Source organism: Nocardia pseudovaccinii (assembly GCF_050942345.1).
In the GTDB taxonomy this organism is placed as follows: Bacteria; Actinomycetota; Actinomycetes; order Mycobacteriales; family Mycobacteriaceae; genus Nocardia; species Nocardia pseudovaccinii.
Genome location: NZ_CP192074.1, coordinates 1,426,344 through 1,448,433 on the forward strand (window position 1 = coordinate 1,426,344; position 22,090 = coordinate 1,448,433).

Here is a 22,090-nt window from a genome sequence, read left to right on the forward strand (position 1 = left end):
GTGCGCGTCGACGTCCCGGTGTTCATCGGGGAGCGCTCGTGTGGTGTTCCGGAAGCGAGGTTACGGTTGGACCGGCTGGATTTCGGCGGAAACGGCGAAACTGGTGGCGAACGGACGCACGCTGCTTCGAGGGAGTCGAGCGAGCCGTTCCCGTTGTCCCCGGCGCAGCTGGGTATCTGGTACGCCCAGCACGTCGACCCGCAGGTGCCGATCAACATCGCGCAGTACGTCGACCTGCACGGCGACCTCGACCTGAAGGTCCTGCGCGAAGCGCTGATCAGCTCCGGGCAGGAGCGCGGCTCCGGCATGCTCTGCATCACCGAGATCGACGGCCAGCCGTATCAGTGGATCGACTACACCATTCCGGACCGGGACAAGGTCTACTACGTCGACTTCCGCGGTGAGGCCGATCCCCAGGCCGCCGCCATGGCGTGGATGCGCGCCGAGTACAGCGCCCCGCTGAACCTGCTCGAGGATCGGCTGCTGCGCTTCGCGGGCCTGCAGGTGGGCGATCACCACTGGTACCTGTACCTGCGCGCCCACCACATCGTGCTGGACGGCTTCGGCGCGGTGACCAACCTTTCCAGGGTCGCCGACTGGTACACCGCCCTGTTGAACGGCACCGAGCCCGCACCGGCCAATGCCGCGCACCTGCGCACGCTCTACGAGCAGGAGATGGCCTACCGGGACAGTTCCCGGTTCCAGTCGGACAAGAAGTACTGGGCCGAGCGGGTCGCCGGTGTGGAGGACGGCACCAGTCTGGCGGGCCGGTCCGCGGGACCTGCGCCGATCAACACCCTCAGCAGTGTGCTGCTCGCGGACGAGCAGAACGCGGTGCTGGAAGCGGCCGTGGCGCGCCATGATTCGTCGCCGGCCGGGTTGCTGCTCGCCGCGTTCGCCGGATATCTGGCGCAGTGGACCAGCTCCGAGGACGTGATCCTCAGCCTGCCGGTGACCGCGCGGACCACCGCCGTGATGCGCCGCTCCGGCGGCGTCTCGTCGAATATCGTGCCGTTGCGGCTGCGGATCGGGCACGAGACCACCGTCGCCGATGTGCTCAAGCAGGTCCAGGTCGAGGTGACCGGCGCGCTGCGGCACCAGCGTTACCGGCACGAGGACATCCGCCGCGACGCGGCCGGTGCCGGCGCGGTGACCAGGGAGTTCTTCGGCCCCTGGATCAATATCATGCTGTTCCAGGACAAGATCAGCATGGGCTCGATGGTCGGCACCATGGTGGTGCTGTCGACCGGCAGCATCGAGGATCTCGGCGTCAACTTCTATCAGTCCGAGGGCGGTTCGCGCGCGCGCATCGACTTCGAGACGAACCCGAACCTGTACTCCGAGGCGGAGACACAGCGGCAGCACGAACGCTTCCTCGAATTCTTCGAGCGCTTCCTGCGGGCCGAAGCGGATGCGCCGGTCTGGGGCCTCGAGCTGACCACCGCGGCGGAGCGGGAGCTGACCGTCGCGGAGTGGAACGACTCCGAGCAGGACGTCCCGGAAACCACCCTGGCGGCCCTGCTGGATGCGCAGATTCAGCTGACCCCGGACAACGTCGCCCTCGATTTCGAGGGCGCGCAGCTGGCCCACCCGTCGCCCGACCACCACCCCTCATCGAGTCGCTCCGCGACGCTGACCTATGCGGAGTTCGCCGCGCGGGTCAATCGCCTGGCCCGGTTCCTGATCGCCGACGGTGTCGGCCCGGAATCGCTTGTCGCACTTGGCATGCGACGTTCGCTCGATCTCGTCGTCGGTATGCACGCGGTGCTCAAGGCCGGTGGCGCGTATGTGCCGATCGATCCGGATCATCCGGCGGATCGCACCGCCTACATCCTCGAGTCCGCGGCACCGGTCTGTGTGCTGACGGTCTCCGGTGACGAACTCGAGCTGCCGGAATCGGTGCGCCGGGTGGAAATCGACACCCTCGACGTCTCCGCGTACGACGATGCCCCGGTCACCGATGCCGAGCGCCTCGGTCCGCTGCGGCCGGACAACACCGCCTACGTGATCTACACCTCGGGTTCGACCGGACGCCCGAAAGGCGTTGCGGTAACCCATCATGCGATCGTCAACCAGCAGCTGTGGATGCTCGACGAGTACCGCCTGACTGCCGACGATGTGTACCTGCAGAAGACCGCGACCACCTTCGACGTATCGCTGTGGGGTTATTTCCTGCCGCTGATGGTCGGCGCGAAACTTGTTGTCGCGACTCCGGACGGGCACCGCGATCCGCTGTATGTCGCCGAGATGATCGAGCGGCACGGGGTCACCGTCACCGACTTCGTGCCGTCCATGCTGACGGTTTTCGTCGCCCATGCCACCGCCGTCCAATGTGCCACGCTGCGTGCGGTTTTCGTCATCGGTGAGGCGCTGCCGCCGGAGACCGCCGCGGGTTTCCGCGCTCTTACCTCGGCCGGTCTGCACAACCTGTACGGCCCCACCGAGGCCGCCGTCTCGGTCACCTACTGGGAGGCCACCGCCGCCGACACCGTCACGGTGCCGATCGGTATTCCGGAGTGGAATGTCCAGGTCTACGTGCTGGATTCGCGGCTGCGCCCGGCGGCCGTCGGCGCACCGGGTGAGCTGTATCTGGGCGGGCGTCAGCTGGCGCGCGGTTACCGCGGTCGCCCGGATCTGACCTCGGATCGGTTCGTCGCCAACCCGTTCGGCAGCAATGGCGAGCGCATGTACCGCACCGGTGACCTGGTGCGCTGGAATGTCGCGGGGACCCTGGAATACATCGGCCGCACCGACTTCCAGGTGAAATTCCGCGGTCAGCGCATCGAGCTCGGTGAGATCGAAACCGATCTGCTTGCCCATCCCGCGGTCAGCCAGGCCGCGGTGCTGGTGATGGATACCGCGACCGGTCAGCAGTTGGTCGCCTATGTCGTGCCCGCGCCGGGCCGGTCGATCGAACCGATCGAACTCACCCGGTTCGTCGCGGAAAAGCTGCCGAGCTACATGGTGCCCGCGGCGATCATGGTGCTGGACGCATTCCCGCTCAACACCTCCGGCAAGCTGGACCGAAAGGCTTTGCCGGAGCCGGTGTTCAGCGTGGACGCGACCGCCTTCCGGGCGCCGCGTACCCCGGCCGAGCAGATCGTGGCGGCCATCTTCGCCGATGTGCTCAGCCAGGAACGCGTCGGCATCGATGACAACTTCTTCGATCTGGGTGGCAACTCGCTGGTCGCCACCCAGGTGGTGGCGCGGATCGGCGCGGCATTCGGCACCCGGATCGGCGTGCGCGCGCTGTTCGAGACCCCGACCGTGGCCGGTCTGGCCGCCCGCGCCGAATCGGCGCCGCCCACCGATCGGCCACGACCGGCCCTGGTGGCCCAGGAACTGCCCGAGCGGGTGCCGCTGTCGCTGGCACAGCAGCGGATGTGGTTCATCAACCAGTTCGACTCCACGGTGCCGACCTACAACCTGCCGTTCGTGGTGCGGTTGGGCGGTCGCGTCGATTTCGACGCGATGCGGGCCGCACTCACCGATGTGCTGACCCGCCAGGAATCGCTGCGCACCATCTTCCCCAACTCGGGCGACGGCGCCTATCAGCAGGTGCTGCCGATCGACCAGGTCGACCTCGATGTCGACGTGCAGCCGCTCGCGGTGGCCGAATTGCTCGACGTGCTCACCGAATTCGCCTCGGCTGGCTTCGATGTCTCGACCGAGCTGCCCATTCGGGTGCGCCTGTATCAGATCATCGGTGCGTCCTCGGATGACACGCCCGAGTACGCGCTCGCCTTCGTCGTGCACCACATCGCGGCGGACGGCTTCTCGTTCGGGCCGCTCGCGCGCGACGTCACGACCGCGTATCTGGCCCGCGCGGCCGGGGAAGCGCCCGCCTGGGCGCCCCTGCCGGTGCAGTACCGCGACTACACCCTGTGGCAGCGCGAATTGCTCGGCGCCGAAAGCGATTCCGAGTCCATGGCCGCCCGCGAGATCGCCTACTGGCGGGATGCGCTGGCCGGTCTGCCGGATCAGCTGGATCTGCCCACCGATCGGCAGCGTCCGCCGGTGCAGAGCTTCCGCGGCGCGCAGTTCGCTTTCGATATCGATGCCGAACTGCACACCCGGCTGAGCGCACTGGCCCGCGCCGAGGGCGCGACCCCGTTCATGGTGCTGCACGCCGCGCTCGCACTGCTGCTGGCCCGGCTGTCCGGCACCACCGATATCGCCATCGGCACCCCGGTCGCCGGACGTGGCGAACAGGCCCTCGACGACCTGATCGGCATGTTCGTCAACACGCTCGTGCTGCGCTCGGAGGTCGATCCGGGTCGGTCCTTCACCGAATTCCTCGGGCGCACCAGGGAAGTCGACCTCGCGGCGTTCGCCTACAGCGACGTTCCGTTCGAACGTCTCGTCGAGGTGGTCAACCCGACCCGCTCGCAGGCGCGGCATCCGCTGTTCCAGGTGATGCTGTCGTTCCAGGAGATGTCGCACGGCACACTGGAACTGCCCGGACTGTCGGTGTCGGCCGCCGAACTCGAAGTCCACATCGCCAAATTCGATCTGCTCTGGACGCTGACCGAACAGCGCGGCAACCAGGGTGAGCCCGCGGGCGTTTCGGTGGTCGTCTCCTACGCCACCGACCTGTTCGACGAGGCGACCGTCTCGTCGTTCGCCGATCGGCTGGTACGGATTCTGCGCGGTGTGACCGCGGATCCGGCGGCGATCGTCGGTGATATCGATCTGCTCGACGAACGCGAAGTCGAGCTGGCACGCGACGGCTGGCACGGTGCGCCGCGTGCGCTCGATACGGCCGGGACGGTGAGCGATCTGTTCACCCGCCAGGTGGCCGCGACACCGGACGCGATCGCCGTGGTCGACCGCTCCGTCGACGGTTTCACCCCGGCCGTCGGTGCGTCGTTGACGTATGCGGATTTCGGGTCTCGGGTGCACGCGCTCGCGCGCTGGCTGATCCAGGCGGGCGTCGGCCCGGATGTCCCGGTCGCGCTCGGTATGCGGCGCTCGCTCGACCTGATGACCGCGATCCACGCGGTGCTCGAGGCCGGTGGCACCTATGTGCCGCTCGATCTCGATCAGCCTGCCGAACGCATCGCCCATGTGCTCGATACCGCGGCGCCTGCCTATGTGCTGACCACGTCGCGGGACCGGTTCGCGCCGGAGGGCCTGGAGTCGCTCGTTGTCGACGAGCTCGATCTGTCGGGGATCTCCGATGCCCCGGTGACCGATGCCGAGCGCGTATCGCCTTTGCGCCCAGAGCATTTGGCGTACGCGATCTTCACCTCGGGTTCCACCGGTCGCCCGAAGGGCGTCGGGGTCTCGCATGCCGCGCTGGTGCACCAGATGCGCTGGCTCATCAGCGAATTCGGGCTCGGCGCCGACGATGTCGCGCTGTACAAGACTCCGGCCACCTTCGACGCGTCGGTGTGGGAGCCGTTGGCGCCCTTGCTGACCGGTGGCCGGACCGTGATCGCCACCCACGACGGCTATCGTGACACCCAATATCTGACCGAGGTCATCGCCGCCGAACAGGTCACCGTGACCTCGTTCGTGCCGTCGCTGCTGACCGTATTCGCCGGTACCGTCGATTCGGCGGCGCTGAGCTCGGTGCGCATGCTGCTGGTCGGTGGTGAGGCGTTCACCGGTGAGGCGGTTGAGGCGTTCCGCAAGCTCGGCCGGCCCGATATCACGCTGATAAACCTTTACGGCCCAACCGAATTCACCGTCAACGCCACCCATGCCGTCGTCGGCGAGGTGGTGCGTGGCGCGGTGCCGATCGGTGCGCCGGTCTGGAATACCCAGGCCTATGTGCTCGACGCGCGACTGCATCCGGTGCCCCCGGGTGTCGCGGGTGAGCTGTATCTGTCGGGCGACCAGCTGGCGCGCGGTTATCTCACCCGGCCGGATATGACGGCCGACCGCTTCGTCGCGAATCCGTTCGGCCCCAGCGGTTCTCGCATGTACCGCACCGGTGACCTGGTGACCCGCGATGCCGCGGGACAGATCGTCTACAGCGGTCGCACCGACTTCCAGGTGAAACTGCGCGGTGTCCGGATCGAGCTCGGCGAGATCGAAGCCGCCTTGCGCGCCCATCCGGCGGTGGCGCAGGCGGTCGCGCTGGTCCGTTCCGACAGCCGGCTCGGCGACCAGTTGGTCGCCTATGTGGTGCCGACCGAGGCCGAGCCGGAGGCGGGATTCGATACCGCGCTGCGCACGCATCTGGCAGGCATGGTGCCCACCTACATGGTGCCCGCGGCGTTCGTGACGCTCGAGGCCATGCCGCTCAATGCGAACGGCAAGCTCGATCGGCGCGCCCTGCCCAAGCCGGTCTTCGAGGTGCACACCTTCCGTGCGCCGAGCACACCCATCGAGGAGATCGTCGCCCAGATCTTCGGTGAGGTGCTCGACCTGCCGCGCGTCGGCGTGGACGACGACTTCTTCGAACTCGGCGGCAACTCGCTGATCGCCACCCAGGTGGCCTCGCGCATCGGCACCGCACTCGATACCCGGGTGCCGGTGCGGATGGTATTCGAGGCGTCCACCGTGGCCGCGCTGGCGGCCCGGGTGGAATCGCATGCCGGTGCCGGTGCCCGCAGTGCGCTGGTCGCCCGGGAGCGCCCGGAAGAGGTGCCGCTGTCGCTCGCACAGCAGCGCATGTGGTTCCTCAACCGCTTCGATACCGCCTCGGCGGTCAACAACATTCCGGTCGCCATCCGGCTCTCCGGTGACCTCGATGTCGCCGCACTGCAGGTCGCCGTCATCGACGTGATCGACCGGCACGAATCGCTGCGCACCGTCTTCCCGGAGACCAAGAGCGGTCCGGTTCAGGTGGTGCTCGACGCGGCGCAGATCGTGCCCGACCTGACCCCGTACCGGGTCACCGAGGAGACGCTGGTCGAGCATCTGATCGACCTGGCCTCCATGGCTTTCGACGTCACCGACGAAGTGCCTTTGCACGCAAGGCTTTTCGAGATCAGCGAGTCCGAGTTCGTACTCGGCATGGTGGTGCACCACATTTCGGCCGACGGTTGGTCGATGGGGCCGCTGGCGCGTGACGTCATGGTGGCGTACGCGGCGCGCACCTCGTGGGAGTCGCCCGCCTGGTCCGCGCTGCCGGTGCAGTACGCGGACTACGCGCTGTGGCAGCGCGAGGTGCTCGGCTCCGAGGGCGATCCGGAATCGCTGATCTCCAGCCAGATCCGGTACTGGACCGAACAACTCGCCGATCTGCCCGACGAATTGGTGCTGCCTTCGGACCGCCCGCGTCCGGCGATCGCCTCCTACCGCGGCGGCACCTACGCGTTCGTGATCTCCGCCGAGACCCAGCGTGCGCTCATCGATTTGGGGCGCAAGCACAATTCGTCGCTGTTCATGGTCATGCACAGCGCGCTCGCCGTGCTGCTGGCGCGGGCCAGCGGTACCAGCGATATCGCGATCGGTACCCCGGCCGCCGGTCGTGGTGAGGCCGCGCTGGACGACCTGATCGGCATGTTCGTCAATACGCTCGTATTGCGCACCGATGTCGCGGGTTCGGCGAGCTTCGCCGACCTGCTCGCCCTGGCTCGGGAAACCGACCTGCAGGCGTTCGCGCACGCGGATCTGCCGTTCGAGCGCCTGGTCGAAATCCTGAACCCGGCCCGCTCGCAGGCCCGCAATCCGCTGTTCCAGGTGATGCTGGCGTTCCAGAACGTCAAGCAGGCCAACCTGGAACTGCCCGGACTGTCGGTCAACGGCATCGATTACGACGCGCGACTGGCCAAATTCGATCTGCAGCTGACCCTGCAGGAGACCCAGGAATCGGGCGAGGCCGCCGGTATGTCGGCCGAAATCTCCTACGCCCTCGATCTTTTCGACGAGGACACGGTGGCGGCCTTCGCGCGGCGCCTCGATCGGATCCTGGCGGCCATCATCGCCGATCCGACCGTGCCGATCGGCGATATCCAACTGCTCGACGATCAGGAAACCGCACTCGCGGTCCTCGGCTGGAACGACACCAAGCACGATTTGCTGCCGCGTCGTCAGCCCGGCCGCACCCCGCGTCGCTCCGGTGTTCGCAAGGGTGCCGGGCTCACCTTGGTCGGCGAGTTCGCCGCGCAGGCCGCGGCCACGCCGGATGCGGTCGCGATCGTGGATCCGGCCATCGGCACCTCGCTGACGTATGCCGAATTCGGTGCGCGCGTGCACCGTTTGGCGCGGCGGTTGATCGAGGCCGGCGTCGGACCGGAAAAGCTTGTCGCCCTCGGTCTGCGGCGTTCGGTCGATTTCGTGGTCGCGGCGTACGCGGTGCAGGAGGCAGGCGGCGGCTATGTGCCGCTGGACCTGGATCAGCCCACCGAGCGGATCAGCTATGTGCTCGAGTCGGCAGCACCGGCCTGTGTGCTGACGACCTCGCGGGACAACTTCGAAAGCGGCGGGCTGCCCACGCTTTCCATCGATGAGCTGGAGCTGTCCGAGTACTCGGATGCGCCGGTCACCGATGCGGAGCGGATCGCGCCGCTGCGGGCGGAGAACACCGCGTACGTCATCTTCACCTCCGGTTCGACCGGTCGTCCGAAGGGTGTGGCGCTGCCGCATTCCGCGGTGGTGAACCAGATCCGTTGGATCACCGGTGAATACGGCATCGGTGCTGATGACGTCGTGTTGTTCAAGACCCCGGCAACGTTCGACGTGTCTGTGTGGGAGCTGTTCGGTCCGTTGTCCACCGGCGGCCGAATTGTCGTGGCCACCCCGGACGGTCATCGCGACCCGCAGTACCTCGCGGAAGTCATCGCGGCCGAACGGGTCACCATGACCTCGTTCGTGCCGTCCATGCTGACCGTCTTCGCGGGCAGTGTGGATGCCGCCGGTGGCGCGGCACTCGAGTCGTTGCGCGCATTGCTGGTCGCCGGTGAGGCCTTCACCGGTGACACCGTCGCCGCCATTCGTAAGGTCAGCTCCGCCGAGCTCTACAACCTCTACGGCCCGACCGAATTCGCGGTGCACGCGACGCACGGCCCGGTGGCGCAGGGTCTGGTCGGCGCGGTGCCGATCGGTCTGCCGGTCTGGAATGCCCAGGCGTATGTGCTCGATGCCCGCCTGCATCCGGTCGCGCCGGGTGTCGCGGGTGAGCTGTATCTGGCCGGTGCGCAGTTGGCGCGCGGCTACTTCGGGCGTACCGATCTGACCGCGGATCGCTTCGTGGCGAACCCGTTCGGCTCCTCCGGATCCCGGATGTACCGCACCGGCGACCTGGTGACCCGCAACGCGGACGGTGCCATCGTCTATCTCGGCCGGACCGACTTCCAGGTGAAGCTGCGCGGTCTGCGCATCGAACTGGGTGAGATCGAAACCGCCCTCACCACACACGATTCGGTGGCCCAGGCGGTCGCGCTGGTGCGTGCGGATGCGCGGACCGGCGATCAGCTGGTCGCCTATGTGGTGCCCGCCACTGGCGGCACGGTCGACCTCGACGAGCTGCGCGCGCACCTGACCGAGCAGCTGCCGTCGTACATGGTCCCCGCCGCCATCGTGGTGCTCGACGCCATGCCGTTGAACCCCAACGGCAAGCTCGATCGGCGCGCGCTGCCCGAACCCGTCTTCGAGTCCAAGGAATTCCGCGCACCGTCGACCCCGATCGAAGAGATCGTCGTCGACATTTTCAGCGATGTGCTGAGCCACGAGCGCATCGGCATCGACGACAACTTCTTCGATCTCGGCGGCAACTCGCTGGTCGCCACCCAGGTGGTGGCGCGGCTCGGCGCGGCACTGGACACCCAGGTTCCGGTGCGCCTGCTGTTCGAGGCGCCGACCGTCGCCGCGCTCGCCGCGCGCATGGAGGCCAGCGCCGGGGCCGGTGCCCGCCAGGCGCTGACCGTGCGCCCGCGGCCGGAGTACCCGCCGCTGTCGCTCGCACAGCAGCGGATGTGGTTCCTCAACCGCTTCGACGCCGATTCGGCCGCCGACAATATTCCGGCGGCGGTGCGGCTGCACGGGCATCTCGATCTGCCCGCGTTGCGCGGCGCGATCGCCGATGTGATCACCCGGCACGAATCGCTGCGCACGATCTACCCGTCGCACGAGGGCGTGGCCTACCAGCAGGTGCTTCCGGCCGCGCGGGCGATTCCGGAACTGGAGATCGTCCCGGTCGCCGAAAGCGAATTGGGCAGTGCCCTCTACGAATTCATCGGTCGCGGTTTCGACATCACGACCGAATCCCCGGTGCGGATTCGGCTCTACCAGGTCGAGCGCGCGCCGCTGAGCAGTAAGAAGTGGCGCGACAACACGCAGAACCACGTGCTCTCGGTCGTGGTGCATCACATCGCGGCGGACGGCTTCTCGATGCGTCCGCTGGTCCGCGATCTGATGTCGGCCTACATCGCGCGTAGTTCGGAATCCGCGCCGGTCTGGCCGCCACTCGCGGTGCAGTACGTGGATTACGCACTGTGGCAGCGTGAAACGCTCGGCTCCGAGGACGATCCGACCTCGCTGATCTCCGAACAGCTCGGGTACTGGCGCGAAACCCTGGCCGGACTGCCGGAGGAACTGCGTCTCTCGCCCAAGCCGCGGCCGGTCGTCGCGTCGTATGCGGCACGCACGCACCGATTCCAGCTGCCCGGCGCACTCGTCGAGGCGCTCAACCGCGTCGCGCACGAGCACAACACCACGCTGTTCATGGTGGTGCACAGCGCCTTCGCGACTCTGCTCGCGCGGCTGAGCGGTTCGGATGACATCGCCATCGGCATCCCGGTGGCCGGTCGTGGCGAGCAGGTCCTCGACGACCTGGTCGGCATGTTCGTCAACACCCTGGTGCTGCGCACCCAGGTCGATCCGACCGAAGCGTTCACCGATCTGCTCGCCCAGGTGCGCGAGCGCGATCTGCAGGCCTTCGCCCACGCCGACGTGCCGTTCGAGCGTTTGGTCGAGGTGCTGAACCCGGCCCGCTCGCAGGCGCGGCATCCGCTGTTCCAGGTGATGCTGTCGTTCCAGAACCTCGGGCGCACCTCGCTGGAGCTGCCCGGACTCGCGGTTTCCGAACTCGGTATCGATCCGCCGACCGCCAAGGTCGACCTGCAGCTCACGCTGAGCGAGGGCGCGGAATCGGAGATGGCCGCTGAACTCGTCTATGCCACCGACCTTTTCGACGATCGGTTCGCTGACGCCTTCGCCGAGCGCTTCGTCCGGGTGCTGCGCGGTATCACCGCCGCACCGGCGATCGTGGTGGGCGATATCGACCTGCTCGACGACACCGAGCGGACCCAGGTGCTCGACCGGTGGAACGAGACCGAATTCCCGGTGGACGCGGCACTGACCTCGCCGGTCGGCGATGCGGCCGCGACGCTGGTCTCACTGTTCGAGGCGCAGGTGCTGCGCACGCCGGACGCCTACGCGGTCAGCTACGAGGGGACAAGTCTGGCCCACCCGTCGCCCGACCACCACCCCTCATCGAGTCGCTCCGCGACGCTGACATATGCCGAGTTCGCCGCCCGGGTGCACCGACTGGCGCGCTGGCTGAAGCAGAACGGCGTCGGCCCGGAATCCTATGTGGCCCTTGGCATGCGGCGCTCGATCGATCTGGTCGTCGGCATGTACGCGATCAATGCCGCCGGTGGTGCGTACGTGCCGCTGGATCCGGATCATCCGGCCGAGCGCATCGACTACATCCTGGAGACCGCGCGACCGGTCTGCGTGCTGACCTCCGGCACCGATCTGGAGACCACGGTGTCGCGCCAGGTCCGCATCGATGAACTCGATCTCGCCGAGTTCTCGGACGAACCGCTGACCGACGCGGATCGGCATCGCCCGCTGCGTCCGGGCAATACCGCGTACGTGATCTTCACCTCGGGTTCGACCGGTCGTCCCAAGGGGGTCGCGGTCTCGCACGCGGCGATCGTCAACCGCCTGGTGTGGATGCACGCCGAATACGGCTTGTCCGCCGAAGACGTTGTGCTGCAGAAGACTCCGGCGACCTTCGACGTGTCGGTGTGGGAGTTCTTCTGGCCCTTGCAGGTCGGCGCGCGCCTGGTCGTCGCCAAGCCGGACGGTCACCGCGATCCGGCCTATATGGCGCGCCTGATCGTCGACGAGCAGGTCACCACGGTACACTTCGTGCCGTCCATGCTCTCGGTATTCGTCGCCGAGGACCGCGCGGCCGAATGCACCAGTCTGCGTAATGTTTTCGCCTCCGGTGAGGCGCTGCCCGCCGTGGCCGCGCAGCGCCTGCGCCAGCTGACCGGCGCGCGACTGCACAACCTGTACGGTCCCACCGAGGCCGCGGTCGATGTCACCTTCCACGAGGTCACCGACGCCGATATCAGCTCGGTGCCGATCGGTGCGCCGGTGTTCAACACCCAGGTGTACGTGCTGGATTCGCGGTTGCGTCCGGTGCCCGCGGGCGTCCCGGGGGAGCTGTATCTGGCGGGCGCGCAGCTGGCGCACGGCTATGTCGGCCGCCCGGACCTGACCACCGAACGTTTCGTCGCGAACCCGTTCGGTGCCGCCGAGCGCATGTACCGCACCGGTGACCTCGTCATGTGGACGCCGCGCGGTGAACTGGAATACCTGGGCCGCACCGACTTCCAGGTGAAGCTGCGCGGTCTGCGCATCGAACTCGGTGAGATCGAGTCGGCGCTCACCGCGCAGGCCGCGGTCGCGCAGGCGGTCGTGCTGGTGCATTCGGATGACCGGACCGGCGATCAGCTGGTCGCCTACCTGGTCGCAAATCCGGACCGGGCCATCGAGATCGAGACCGTCAAGAACACGCTCGGCGAGCAGTTGCCCGCGTACATGGTGCCAGCGGCATACATGGTGCTCGACGAGTTCCCGCTCAATGCCTCCGGCAAGCTGGATCGCAAGGCGCTGCCCGCACCGACGTTCGCGGCCAAGGTATTCCGCGCGCCGACCACCCCGGTGGAGGAGATCGTCGCGGGCACCTTCGCCGAGGTGCTTGGTCTGCAGGGCGTCGGCCACGGCGTCGGTCTGGACGACGATTTCTTCGAACTGGGCGGCAACTCACTGATCGCAACCCAGGTCGCCGCGCGACTCGGTGCGGCGCTGGACACCCAGATCCCGGTGCGCGCGCTGTTCGAGGCTTCGAATGTCGCGGCACTGGCCGCACTGGTGGAATCGGCCGCGGGCGAAGGCGGTCGCGCACCGCTGACTCCGCAACCGCGCCCCGAGCTGGTACCGCTGTCGCTGGCCCAGCAGCGGATGTGGTTCCTGAACCGCTTCGACAACCGCACCGCGGTCAACAACATTCCGGTGGCCGTCCGGCTCACCGGCGATGTCGATATCGCCGCGCTGAACGCCGCCGTCGGCGACGTGCTGGCCAGGCACGAGGCGCTGCGCACCATCTACCCGGAGGTCGAAGGCACCGGTTACCAGCACGTGCTGCACACCGACGAGGTGCGCTTCGAGCTGGCGACCGAGGCGATCGCCCCCGGCGCGGTGCCCGCGCGCATCGTCGAGCTGGCGAGCGTGCACTTCGATGTGACCAGCGAGGTGCCGTTCCGGGCCAACCTGCTCAGCATCGATGCGCAGAACCATGTCGCGGTGCTCGTCATGCACCACATCAGTGGTGACGGTTTCTCGCTGCGTCCGCTGCTGCGTGACGTGGTGCTGGCCTACACCGAGCGCAGTCGCGGCGAGGCGCCCGCCTGGACGCCGCTGGATGTCCAGTACGCCGACTACACGCTGTGGCAGCGCGACGTGCTCGGCAGCGAGGACGATCCGGAATCGGTCGCGGCACAGCAGCTCGCGTACTGGACCGAGCAGCTGGCCGATCTGCCCGATCAGATCGAACTGCCCGCCGACCGCTCGCGGCCCGAGGTCGCGTCCAATGCCGGTGGCACGCACGGCTTCTCGATCGACACCGAATTGCACGGCGCGCTGGCCGAACTCGCCCGCGCGCGTGGGGTCACGCTGTTCATGGTCATGCACGCGGCACTTGCGGCCTGGGCGGCCCGGCTGTCCAACAGCACCGATATCGCTATCGGCACCCCGATCGCGGGCCGCGGTGAACGCGCGCTCGACGATCTGGTCGGCATGTTCGTCAATACGCTGGTGCTGCGCAACGAGGTCGAGCCGAGCGCCAAGTTCAGCGATCTGCTCGCACAGGTGCGTCGCACCGATCTCGCGGCCTTCGCCAATGCCGATGTGCCGTTCGAGCGGCTGGTGGATGTCCTCTGGGGACGGCAAGGCGGCGGAGCCGCCGGGGTGGGTAGACACAGCCCGGCCCGGTCCCAGGCACACCATCCGCTGTTCCAGGTTGCGTTGACCTTCGAGGCCGCGTCGGCCGCGGAAATGGGCACCGTCGCGCTGCCGGGTGTCGAGCTGTCGGTGGTCGAATTCGATCCCGGCACAGCCAAATTCGATGTGCAGCTGACCGTCGGCGAGACTGCCGACGGTGCACTGGGCCTGTCCTGGAACTACGCCACCGAGCTGTTCGATCCGGAGACGGTGGCATCGTTCGCCGATCGCCTGGTCCGGATTCTGCAGAGTGTGGTCGAGGATCCCGAGATCGTCATCGGTGATATCGATCTGCTCGGTGAGGCCGAGCGGCTCAATGTGTCGCAGCGCTGGGTGTCGTCCGGATTCGACAGCCTGGCGCGAGCGACGGGCCCGGAGGCAGCACGGGGGGCCGTCGAGACAGCGCTCGGCAAGGCGTACTCGCGCACGCAGGGCACCGGGAGCGCCGCAATCCGATACAGCGCACCGCGATTCAGTGCACCGGGGACCACGCTGGTCGATCTGTTCGAGCAGGCGGTGGCCGCGCATCCGGACAATACGGCGGCCAAATTCGGCATCGAATCGCTGACCTACGCGGAGCTGGACCGGCGCGCGAATGTATTGGCGCGCAGGCTGATCGCCGACGGCGCGGGTCCCGAATCGCTGGTCGCGGTGATCCTGCCGCGCTCGCTCGATCTCGTGGTCGCGTTGCTCGCGGTGGTGAAGACCGGTGCGGGCTATGTGCCTGTCGACCCGACCTACCCGGCCGACCGCATCGCCTACGTGCTCGCGGATTCGCGTCCGACCAGTGTGATCCTCGATTCGACGGTTCAGGTGAGGGTGCCCGACGAGCTGCCGACCGTGGTGCTCGACGGATTCGCGGTGGAGACCGGCAATGTCGAGGACGCCGACGATGCGCCGATCACCGATGCCGACCGTCTCGCGGCGCTCACCCCGGACAATGTCGCGTACGTGATCTACACCTCCGGCTCCACCGGACGCCCGAAGGGTGTGGCGGTCGCGCATCGGAATGTGGTGCGGCTGTTCGCCAATACCGATCGCGACTTCGGCTTCGGCCCCCGCGATGTGTGGACACTGTTCCACTCCTACGCCTTCGACTTCTCGGTGTGGGAGCTGTGGGGTCCGCTGCTGTTCGGCGGCACCCTGGTGGTCGTCGACTACTACACCTCGCGCTCGCCCGAACAGTTCCTGGAACTGCTGCGGGTGGAGCAGGTCACGGTGCTCAACCAGACGCCGTCCGCGTTCTACCAACTGGCCGAGGCGGATCGCAATGCCGCGCCGGATGCCGAACCGCTGGCCTTGCGCTACGTGGTGTTCGGCGGTGAAGCCCTCGAATTGCGCAGGCTCTCGGATTGGGTTGCCCGACACGGTGACGGCACCGACCGGCGCTCGGCGCATGTCGCTCCGCTGCTGGTCAATATGTACGGCATCACCGAGACCACGGTGCACGTGTCCTACCGTGCGCTGGACGCCGCGACCATCGCCGCCGCCTCCGGCAGCGTGGTCGGCCGCGCCATCGCGGGTCTGCGCGTGTACGTCCTCGACAACCGGCTGCGGCCGGTGCCGGTCGGTGTCGCGGGCGAAATGTATGTCGCGGGACCGCAGTTGGCCCGCGGCTACCTCGGCCGCTCGGACCTGACCACCACCCGCTTCGTCGCGAACCCCCTCGCCGACGCGGAGGCCGCGGGCACACGCCTGTACCGCTCCGGCGACCTCGCGCGCTGGAACCGCTTCGGCGAGCTCGAGTACCTGGGCCGCGCCGACGATCAGGTCAAGGTGCGCGGCTTCCGCATCGAACTCGGTGAGATCGAATCCGCCATTCTGGCCCAGCCGGGCATCGCCCAGGCCGCGGTCATCGTGCGCGAGGATCAGCCGGGCGATCAGCGGATCGTGGCCTACGTGGTCGCCGAACCCGATGTCGTCCCGGACCTCGACGTGGTGCGCAGCGGTGCGGCGCAACGACTTCCGTCCTACATGGTGCCCGCGGCGCTGGTGCGGCTCGAGTGGATTCCGTTGACCGTCAACGGCAAGCTGGACCGTCGCGCGCTGCCCGCGCCCGCGGTGCAGGCCAAGGCTTTCCGCGCACCGGTGACGCCGGTGCAGGAGACCGTCGCCGCGGTCTTCGCCGATGTGCTCGACCTGCCCAGGGTCGGTGTCGACGACGACTTCTTCGACCTCGGCGGCAACTCGCTCATCGCGACCAGGGTGGTCGCCCGGATCGGCGCGGCGCTCGGCACCACCGTCCCGGTGCGCGCGCTGTTCGAGGCCTCCACCGTGGAAGCGCTGGCGGCCCGAGTGGAATCGCATGCCGACGGCGCCGCGCGCGCCCGGCTGGTCGCCCGCCCGCGCAAGGCCGACGAACTCGTGCCGCTGTCGTTCGCGCAGCAGCGCATGTGGTTCCTGAACAAGTACGACACCACATCCGCGGCCTACAACCTTCCGGTCGCCATCCGCCTGACCGGTGCGCTCGATATCGAGGCGCTGCGGCTGGCGGTGGCGGATGTGGTGCGCAGGCACGAATCGCTGCGCACCCGCTACCCGGAGCACGGTGGAACCCCGGTCCAGGTGATCGTGCCCGCCGACGCGATCGCGCTCGATCTGCAGCCGGTTTCGGTCGATCCGGCCGAGCTGACCGCGGCGGTGACCGAATTCGTGACCACCGGATTCGATGTGTCCGAACAGGCTCCGCTGCGGACCAGGCTCTTCTCCGCAGGCGCCGACGAGCATGTGTTCGTCGTCGTGGTGCACCACATCGCGGCCGACGGCTTCTCCATCGGCCCGCTGACCCGCGATGTGATGCTCGCCTACACCGCGCGCGCCCAGGACGCCGCGCCCGGCTGGGCGCCGCTGCCGGTGCAGTACGCGGACTTCGCCATCTGGCAGCGCGAAGTCCTCGGCGCCGAGGACGATCCGACGTCGCTGATGGCGCGTCAGGTAGCGCATTGGAAGCGCGCTCTCGACGGTGTTCCGGACGAACTGCCGCTGCCCACCGATCGACCGCGTCCCGCGATCGCCTCACATCGCGGCGCGACCCTGCAGACCGAACTGCCCGCCGAACTCATCGCGGCGCTGGAAGGTATTGCGCGCCAACGCGGTGCGTCGCTGTTCATGGTGATGCACAGCGCGCTCACGGTGCTGCTGGCCCGCTTGTCGGGCACCGACGATATCGCCGTCGGCTCGCCGATCGCGGGACGCGGTGAGCAGGCGCTCGACGATCTCGTCGGCATGTTCGTCAACACCCTCGTGCTGCGCACCGGTATCGATCAGTCCGAATCGTTCACGGCGCTGCTGGACCGGGTGCGCTCGACCGACCTGGATGCCTTCGGCAACGCCGACGTGCCGTTCGAACGGCTCGTGGAACTGCTCGCACCGGAACGCTCGCAGGCACGCAACCCGCTGTTCCAGGTGATGCTCGCATTCCAGAACCTGGAGCGCACCGCACTCGAATTGCCGGGTCTGTCGGTGTCCGCACTGGACCTCGACGAGAATGTGGCCCGCTTCGACCTGCAGTTCACGCTGTCGGAAACCGGTTCCGCCGGAATGATTTTGGCGCTCACCTACGCCACCGAGCTGTTCGACGAGTCGACCGCCGAGCTGATCACGCAGCGTTGGCGGCGAGTGCTGGAGGCCATCGCCGCCGACCCGACGGTCGCGGTCGGTGCCATCGATGTGCTCGACGCGCAGGAGCGGGCCGATCTGATCGCCCGCACCGGTGCGCCCGCGGTGCCCGCGCGCACTCTGCCCGAGCTGCTCGCCGAGGCCGCCGCGATGGATCCGAAGGCGACCGCCATCGTGTTCCAGGGGACACGTGTGTCCTACGGCGACCTCGACGAGCAGTCGAACCGGTTGGCGCGCTTGCTCATCGCCGAGGGCATCGGCACCGAGGATCTGGTCGCCGTCGGCGTGCCGCGGTCCGCGGATTCGGTCTTCGCCGCCTGGGCGGTATCGAAGACGGGTGCGGCATTCGTGCCCGTCGACCCGAACTACCCGGCCGAGCGCATCGCGCACATGGTCACCGATTCCGGTTCGCCGGTCGGCCTGACGGTCGCGGCGGTTCGCGACGGCCTGCCGGATTCGGTGCGCTGGCTGGTGCTGGACGAGCTCGACCTGGACGGATTCGACGGCGGTCCGATCACCGACGCCGACCGGGTCCGCCCGCTGCGCCCGGCGCATCCGGCCTACGTCATCTACACCTCGGGTTCCACCGGTGTGCCCAAGGGCGTGGTGGTCACCCATGCCGGACTCGCGAACTTCAGCGTCGAGCAGATCGTGCGCTACGACCTCGATTCCGGTTCGCGCGCACTGCATTTCGCCTCGCCCAGCTTCGATGCCTCGATCCTGGAACTGCTGCTCGCGGTCGGCGCGGGCGGTGCGCTCGTGGTGACGCCGCCCGGCGTGTACGGCGGTGAGGAACTGTCCGAGCTGATCCGCACCGAGCGGGTGACGCACGCCTTCATCACACCCGCCGCGCTGGCCACCTTCGATCCGACCGGCCTCGACTCGCTGCGGGTACTGGTCGCCGGTGGTGAAGCGGTTCCGGCGGATCTGGTCGCCAAGTGGGCGGTACCGCTGGAGAACGGGTCCGTCCGCAACTTCCACAATGGCTACGGTCCGACCGAGACCACCATCATGACCAATATCAGCGAGCCGCTGGTGGCCGGTGACACGGTGGTGATCGGTGCGCCGATCCGCGGTATGCAGTCGCTGATCCTGGACGCCCAGCTCCGGCCGGTGCCGGTGGGTGTCGCGGGTGAGCTGTATCTGTCGGGCATCCAGCTGGCGCGCGGTTATCACGCCCGCGCCGGGCTGAGCGCCGAACGCTTCGTGGCCAATCCGTACGTGGCGGGTGCGCGCATGTACCGCACCGGTGACGTGGTCAGATGGGTTCCAGCATCGCGAAGCGATTCCATGAGGGGTGGTGGTCGGGCGACGGGTGGGCCCTGTACCGGCGAGGTCGAATATGTGGGCCGCTCCGACTTCCAGGTGAAGGTGCGCGGTTTCCGCATCGAACTCGGTGAGATCGACGCGGCGCTGGCCTCGCACGAGACCGTCGACTTCGCGGTCACCGTCGGCCACAAGGGCGCGGCGGGCGCGACCTCGCTGGTGTCGTATGTGGTTGCGGTACCGGGTCATTCGATCGATGTCGCCGAGCTGACCGCGCACGTCGAGGAACGCCTGCCCGCGTACATGGTGCCGTCGTCGGTGATGGTGATCGACCACATTCCGCTGACCCCGGTCGGCAAGCTGGACCGCAAGGCGCTGCCGGAGCCGGTATTCGCGACCGAGGTGGTCTTCCGCGCACCGCGCACGCCGATCGAGCACACCATTGCCGAGGTGTTCGCCGAGGTGCTCGGCGTCGAGCGCGTCGGTGTCGATGATTCGTTCTTCGCCCTCGGCGGCGACAGCATCGTGTCCATCCAGCTGGTTTCGCGGGCCAAGGCGCGCGGTGTGGTCTTCACCCCGCGCAATGTCTTCGAGCAGCGCACCGTGGCCGGACTCGCCGCGGTCGCCGAGACCGCCGACAGCACCGATACCGCCGTCGAGGCGCTGGCCGAGCTGCCCGGTGGCGGCATCGGCGCCATGCCGCTGACCCCGGTGGTCCGGTTCATGGCGCAGCGGCAGGGTTCGTTCGGCCGGTTCAACCAGACCATGGCGCTCGAATTGCCGGTCGGCATCGACCGCGCGGGTATCGCGAAAACCGTTGCCGCGGTGGTCGACCGCCACGACATGCTGCGGGCGCGGCTGTACCGCGAGGATGCGGACTGGACCCTCGAGACCGTCGAGCCGGGCACCATCGACGTGGACGCGCTGATCGATCGCACCGAATTCGATGCCGGTATCGACGACGCGGGACTGTTCGAGATCGCTTCCGCCGCATTGGATGCCGCACTGGATCGACTCGATCCGGCCGCTGGCGTGGTGATCCGGTTCGTCTGGCTGGAACCCTCGGACGGCAGCCGCGGCGGTCGACTCATCGTGGCCGCGCACCACCTCGTGGTGGACGGTGTCTCCTGGCGCATCCTGGTGCCGGACTTCGTCGCCGCCTGGGGCCAGCTCACCGCGGGCCAGGAACCGCAGCTCGTCGCACCCGCGACCTCGATGCGGGCCTGGGCGGACGCACTGCGACGCGAGGCCGAAAGTGCCGAGCGGGTGGCCGAACTCGACTACTGGCGTTCGGTGGTCGGTACGGCGGATCCGCTGCTGACCGAGCGTGCGCTGGATCCCGCCGTGGATACCTCGGGCGCCATCGAGAAGCTGCAGGTCGAGGTGTCGGCCGAGGTTACCAAGGCGCTGCTGACCACCGTGCCCGCGCTGTTCCACGGCGGCGTCAACGACGGTCTGCTGACCGCGCTCGCCCTGGCGACCGCGAAGTGGCGCGCCGACCGCACCACTGCCCGCGCCGACGATGCGCTGCTGATCCGCCTGGAGGGCCACGGCCGCGAAGAGGGCATCGTGCCCGGCGCGGATCTCTCGCGCACCGTCGGCTGGTTCACCGCGATCTTCCCGGTCCGCTTCGACCTGTCCGGCATCGATATCGATGCCGCGCTGACCGGCGGCCCCGCGCTCGGCAAGGCCGTCAAGGCGGTCAAGGAGCAGCTGCTCGCGGTCCCGGACAAGGGCATCGGCTACGGCCTGCTGCGCTACATGAACGAAGCGACCGCGACGGAACTGCCCGTCGAACAGCCGGGCCAGGTGAGCTTCAACTACCTGGGCCGCGTCTCCGAGGGTGATGTGCCCGAGGCGCTGCGCGGCTTCGGCTGGATCCCGGCCGCCGAACTCGGCGCGCTCGGCGGAGCCTACGACGCGGATATGCCCGCGATGGCTCCGCTGGATATCAATGCCATCGTGGTCGGCGACAAGCTGACCGCCAATATCGGCTACCCGAGCACCCTGCTCGATGCCGCGCAGGTCCGCGAATTCGGCGAACTGTGGACCACCGCACTGGAAGCGGTTGCCCGGCACGCCAATTCGAACGGCGCGGGCGGGCACACACCGTCCGACTTCGCCCTGGTGCGCTCGGCGCGGGGCGGCTCGGGGCGGGAACTAACACAGCGCGATATCGATAGCTGGGAGCAGCGCTTCCCGGCACTGGCCGATATCTGGCCACTGTCCGCGCTGCAGGCGGGTCTGCTGTTCCACGCGCGCCTGGCCGCCACCTCGGTGGACGTCTACACCGCGCAGGCCGTGCTGACGCTCACCGGCCGGGTGGATCCGACCCGATTGCGTTCGGCCGCACAGGCTCTGGTGGACCGCTACGAGAACCTGCGCACCGCCTTCGTCACCGATACCGACGGCAACCCGGTGCAGGTCGTCCTCGACAGCGCCCGGGTCGCCTGGGCCGAGCACGACCGGATCGAATCCGGCGAGGCCGCCGATCTCATCGCCGCCGACCGCACCCAGCGCTTCGACCTGACCGCGCCGCCGCTGATCCGCTTCACGCTGATCCAAACCGCTTCCGCGGCGGCCGCGACGGGCCCGGAGGCGGTAGCGGAGCGTGACCACGAAGGGACCCGCGGCCGCCGCCAATCGGACACAGGCAGTTGGCAGTTCGTGGTCTCCAACCACCACATCCTGCTCGACGGCTGGTCCATGCCGCTGCTCATGCGCGATCTGCTGGTGCTCTACGCGGCGCACGCCGATGCCAATGTGCTGCCCGCGGTGCGCTCCTACCGGCACTTCCTGGAGTGGACCAGGCAGCAGGATCACGCGGCCTCGGTGGCCGCGTGGACCCACGCGCTGCGCGGTGTCAGCGAACCGACGCTGCTGTCCCGTCCGGATGCGAGCCGTGAGATCACCTCGCTGTCCGGCGAATACTTCTTCGAGCTGGACGAGCAGGCGACCGCTCGACTCACCGCGCTCGCCGCCTCGCTCGGCGTCACGCCGAATACCGTGCTGCAGG

At 68.2% G+C, this 22,090-nt stretch carries 1 protein-coding gene (running past one end of the window); it reads left to right on the plus strand.

The features are described 5' to 3' along the window. On the plus strand, positions 1-22,090 hold the start of the coding sequence (locus ACQPZ2_RS06490) for a non-ribosomal peptide synthase/polyketide synthase (RefSeq protein WP_433524725.1). The gene runs 22,094 nt beyond the window's last position; the window shows 22,090 of its 44,184 coding nt (coding positions 1-22,090); it begins with the start codon at positions 1-3; the stop codon falls past the right edge of the window.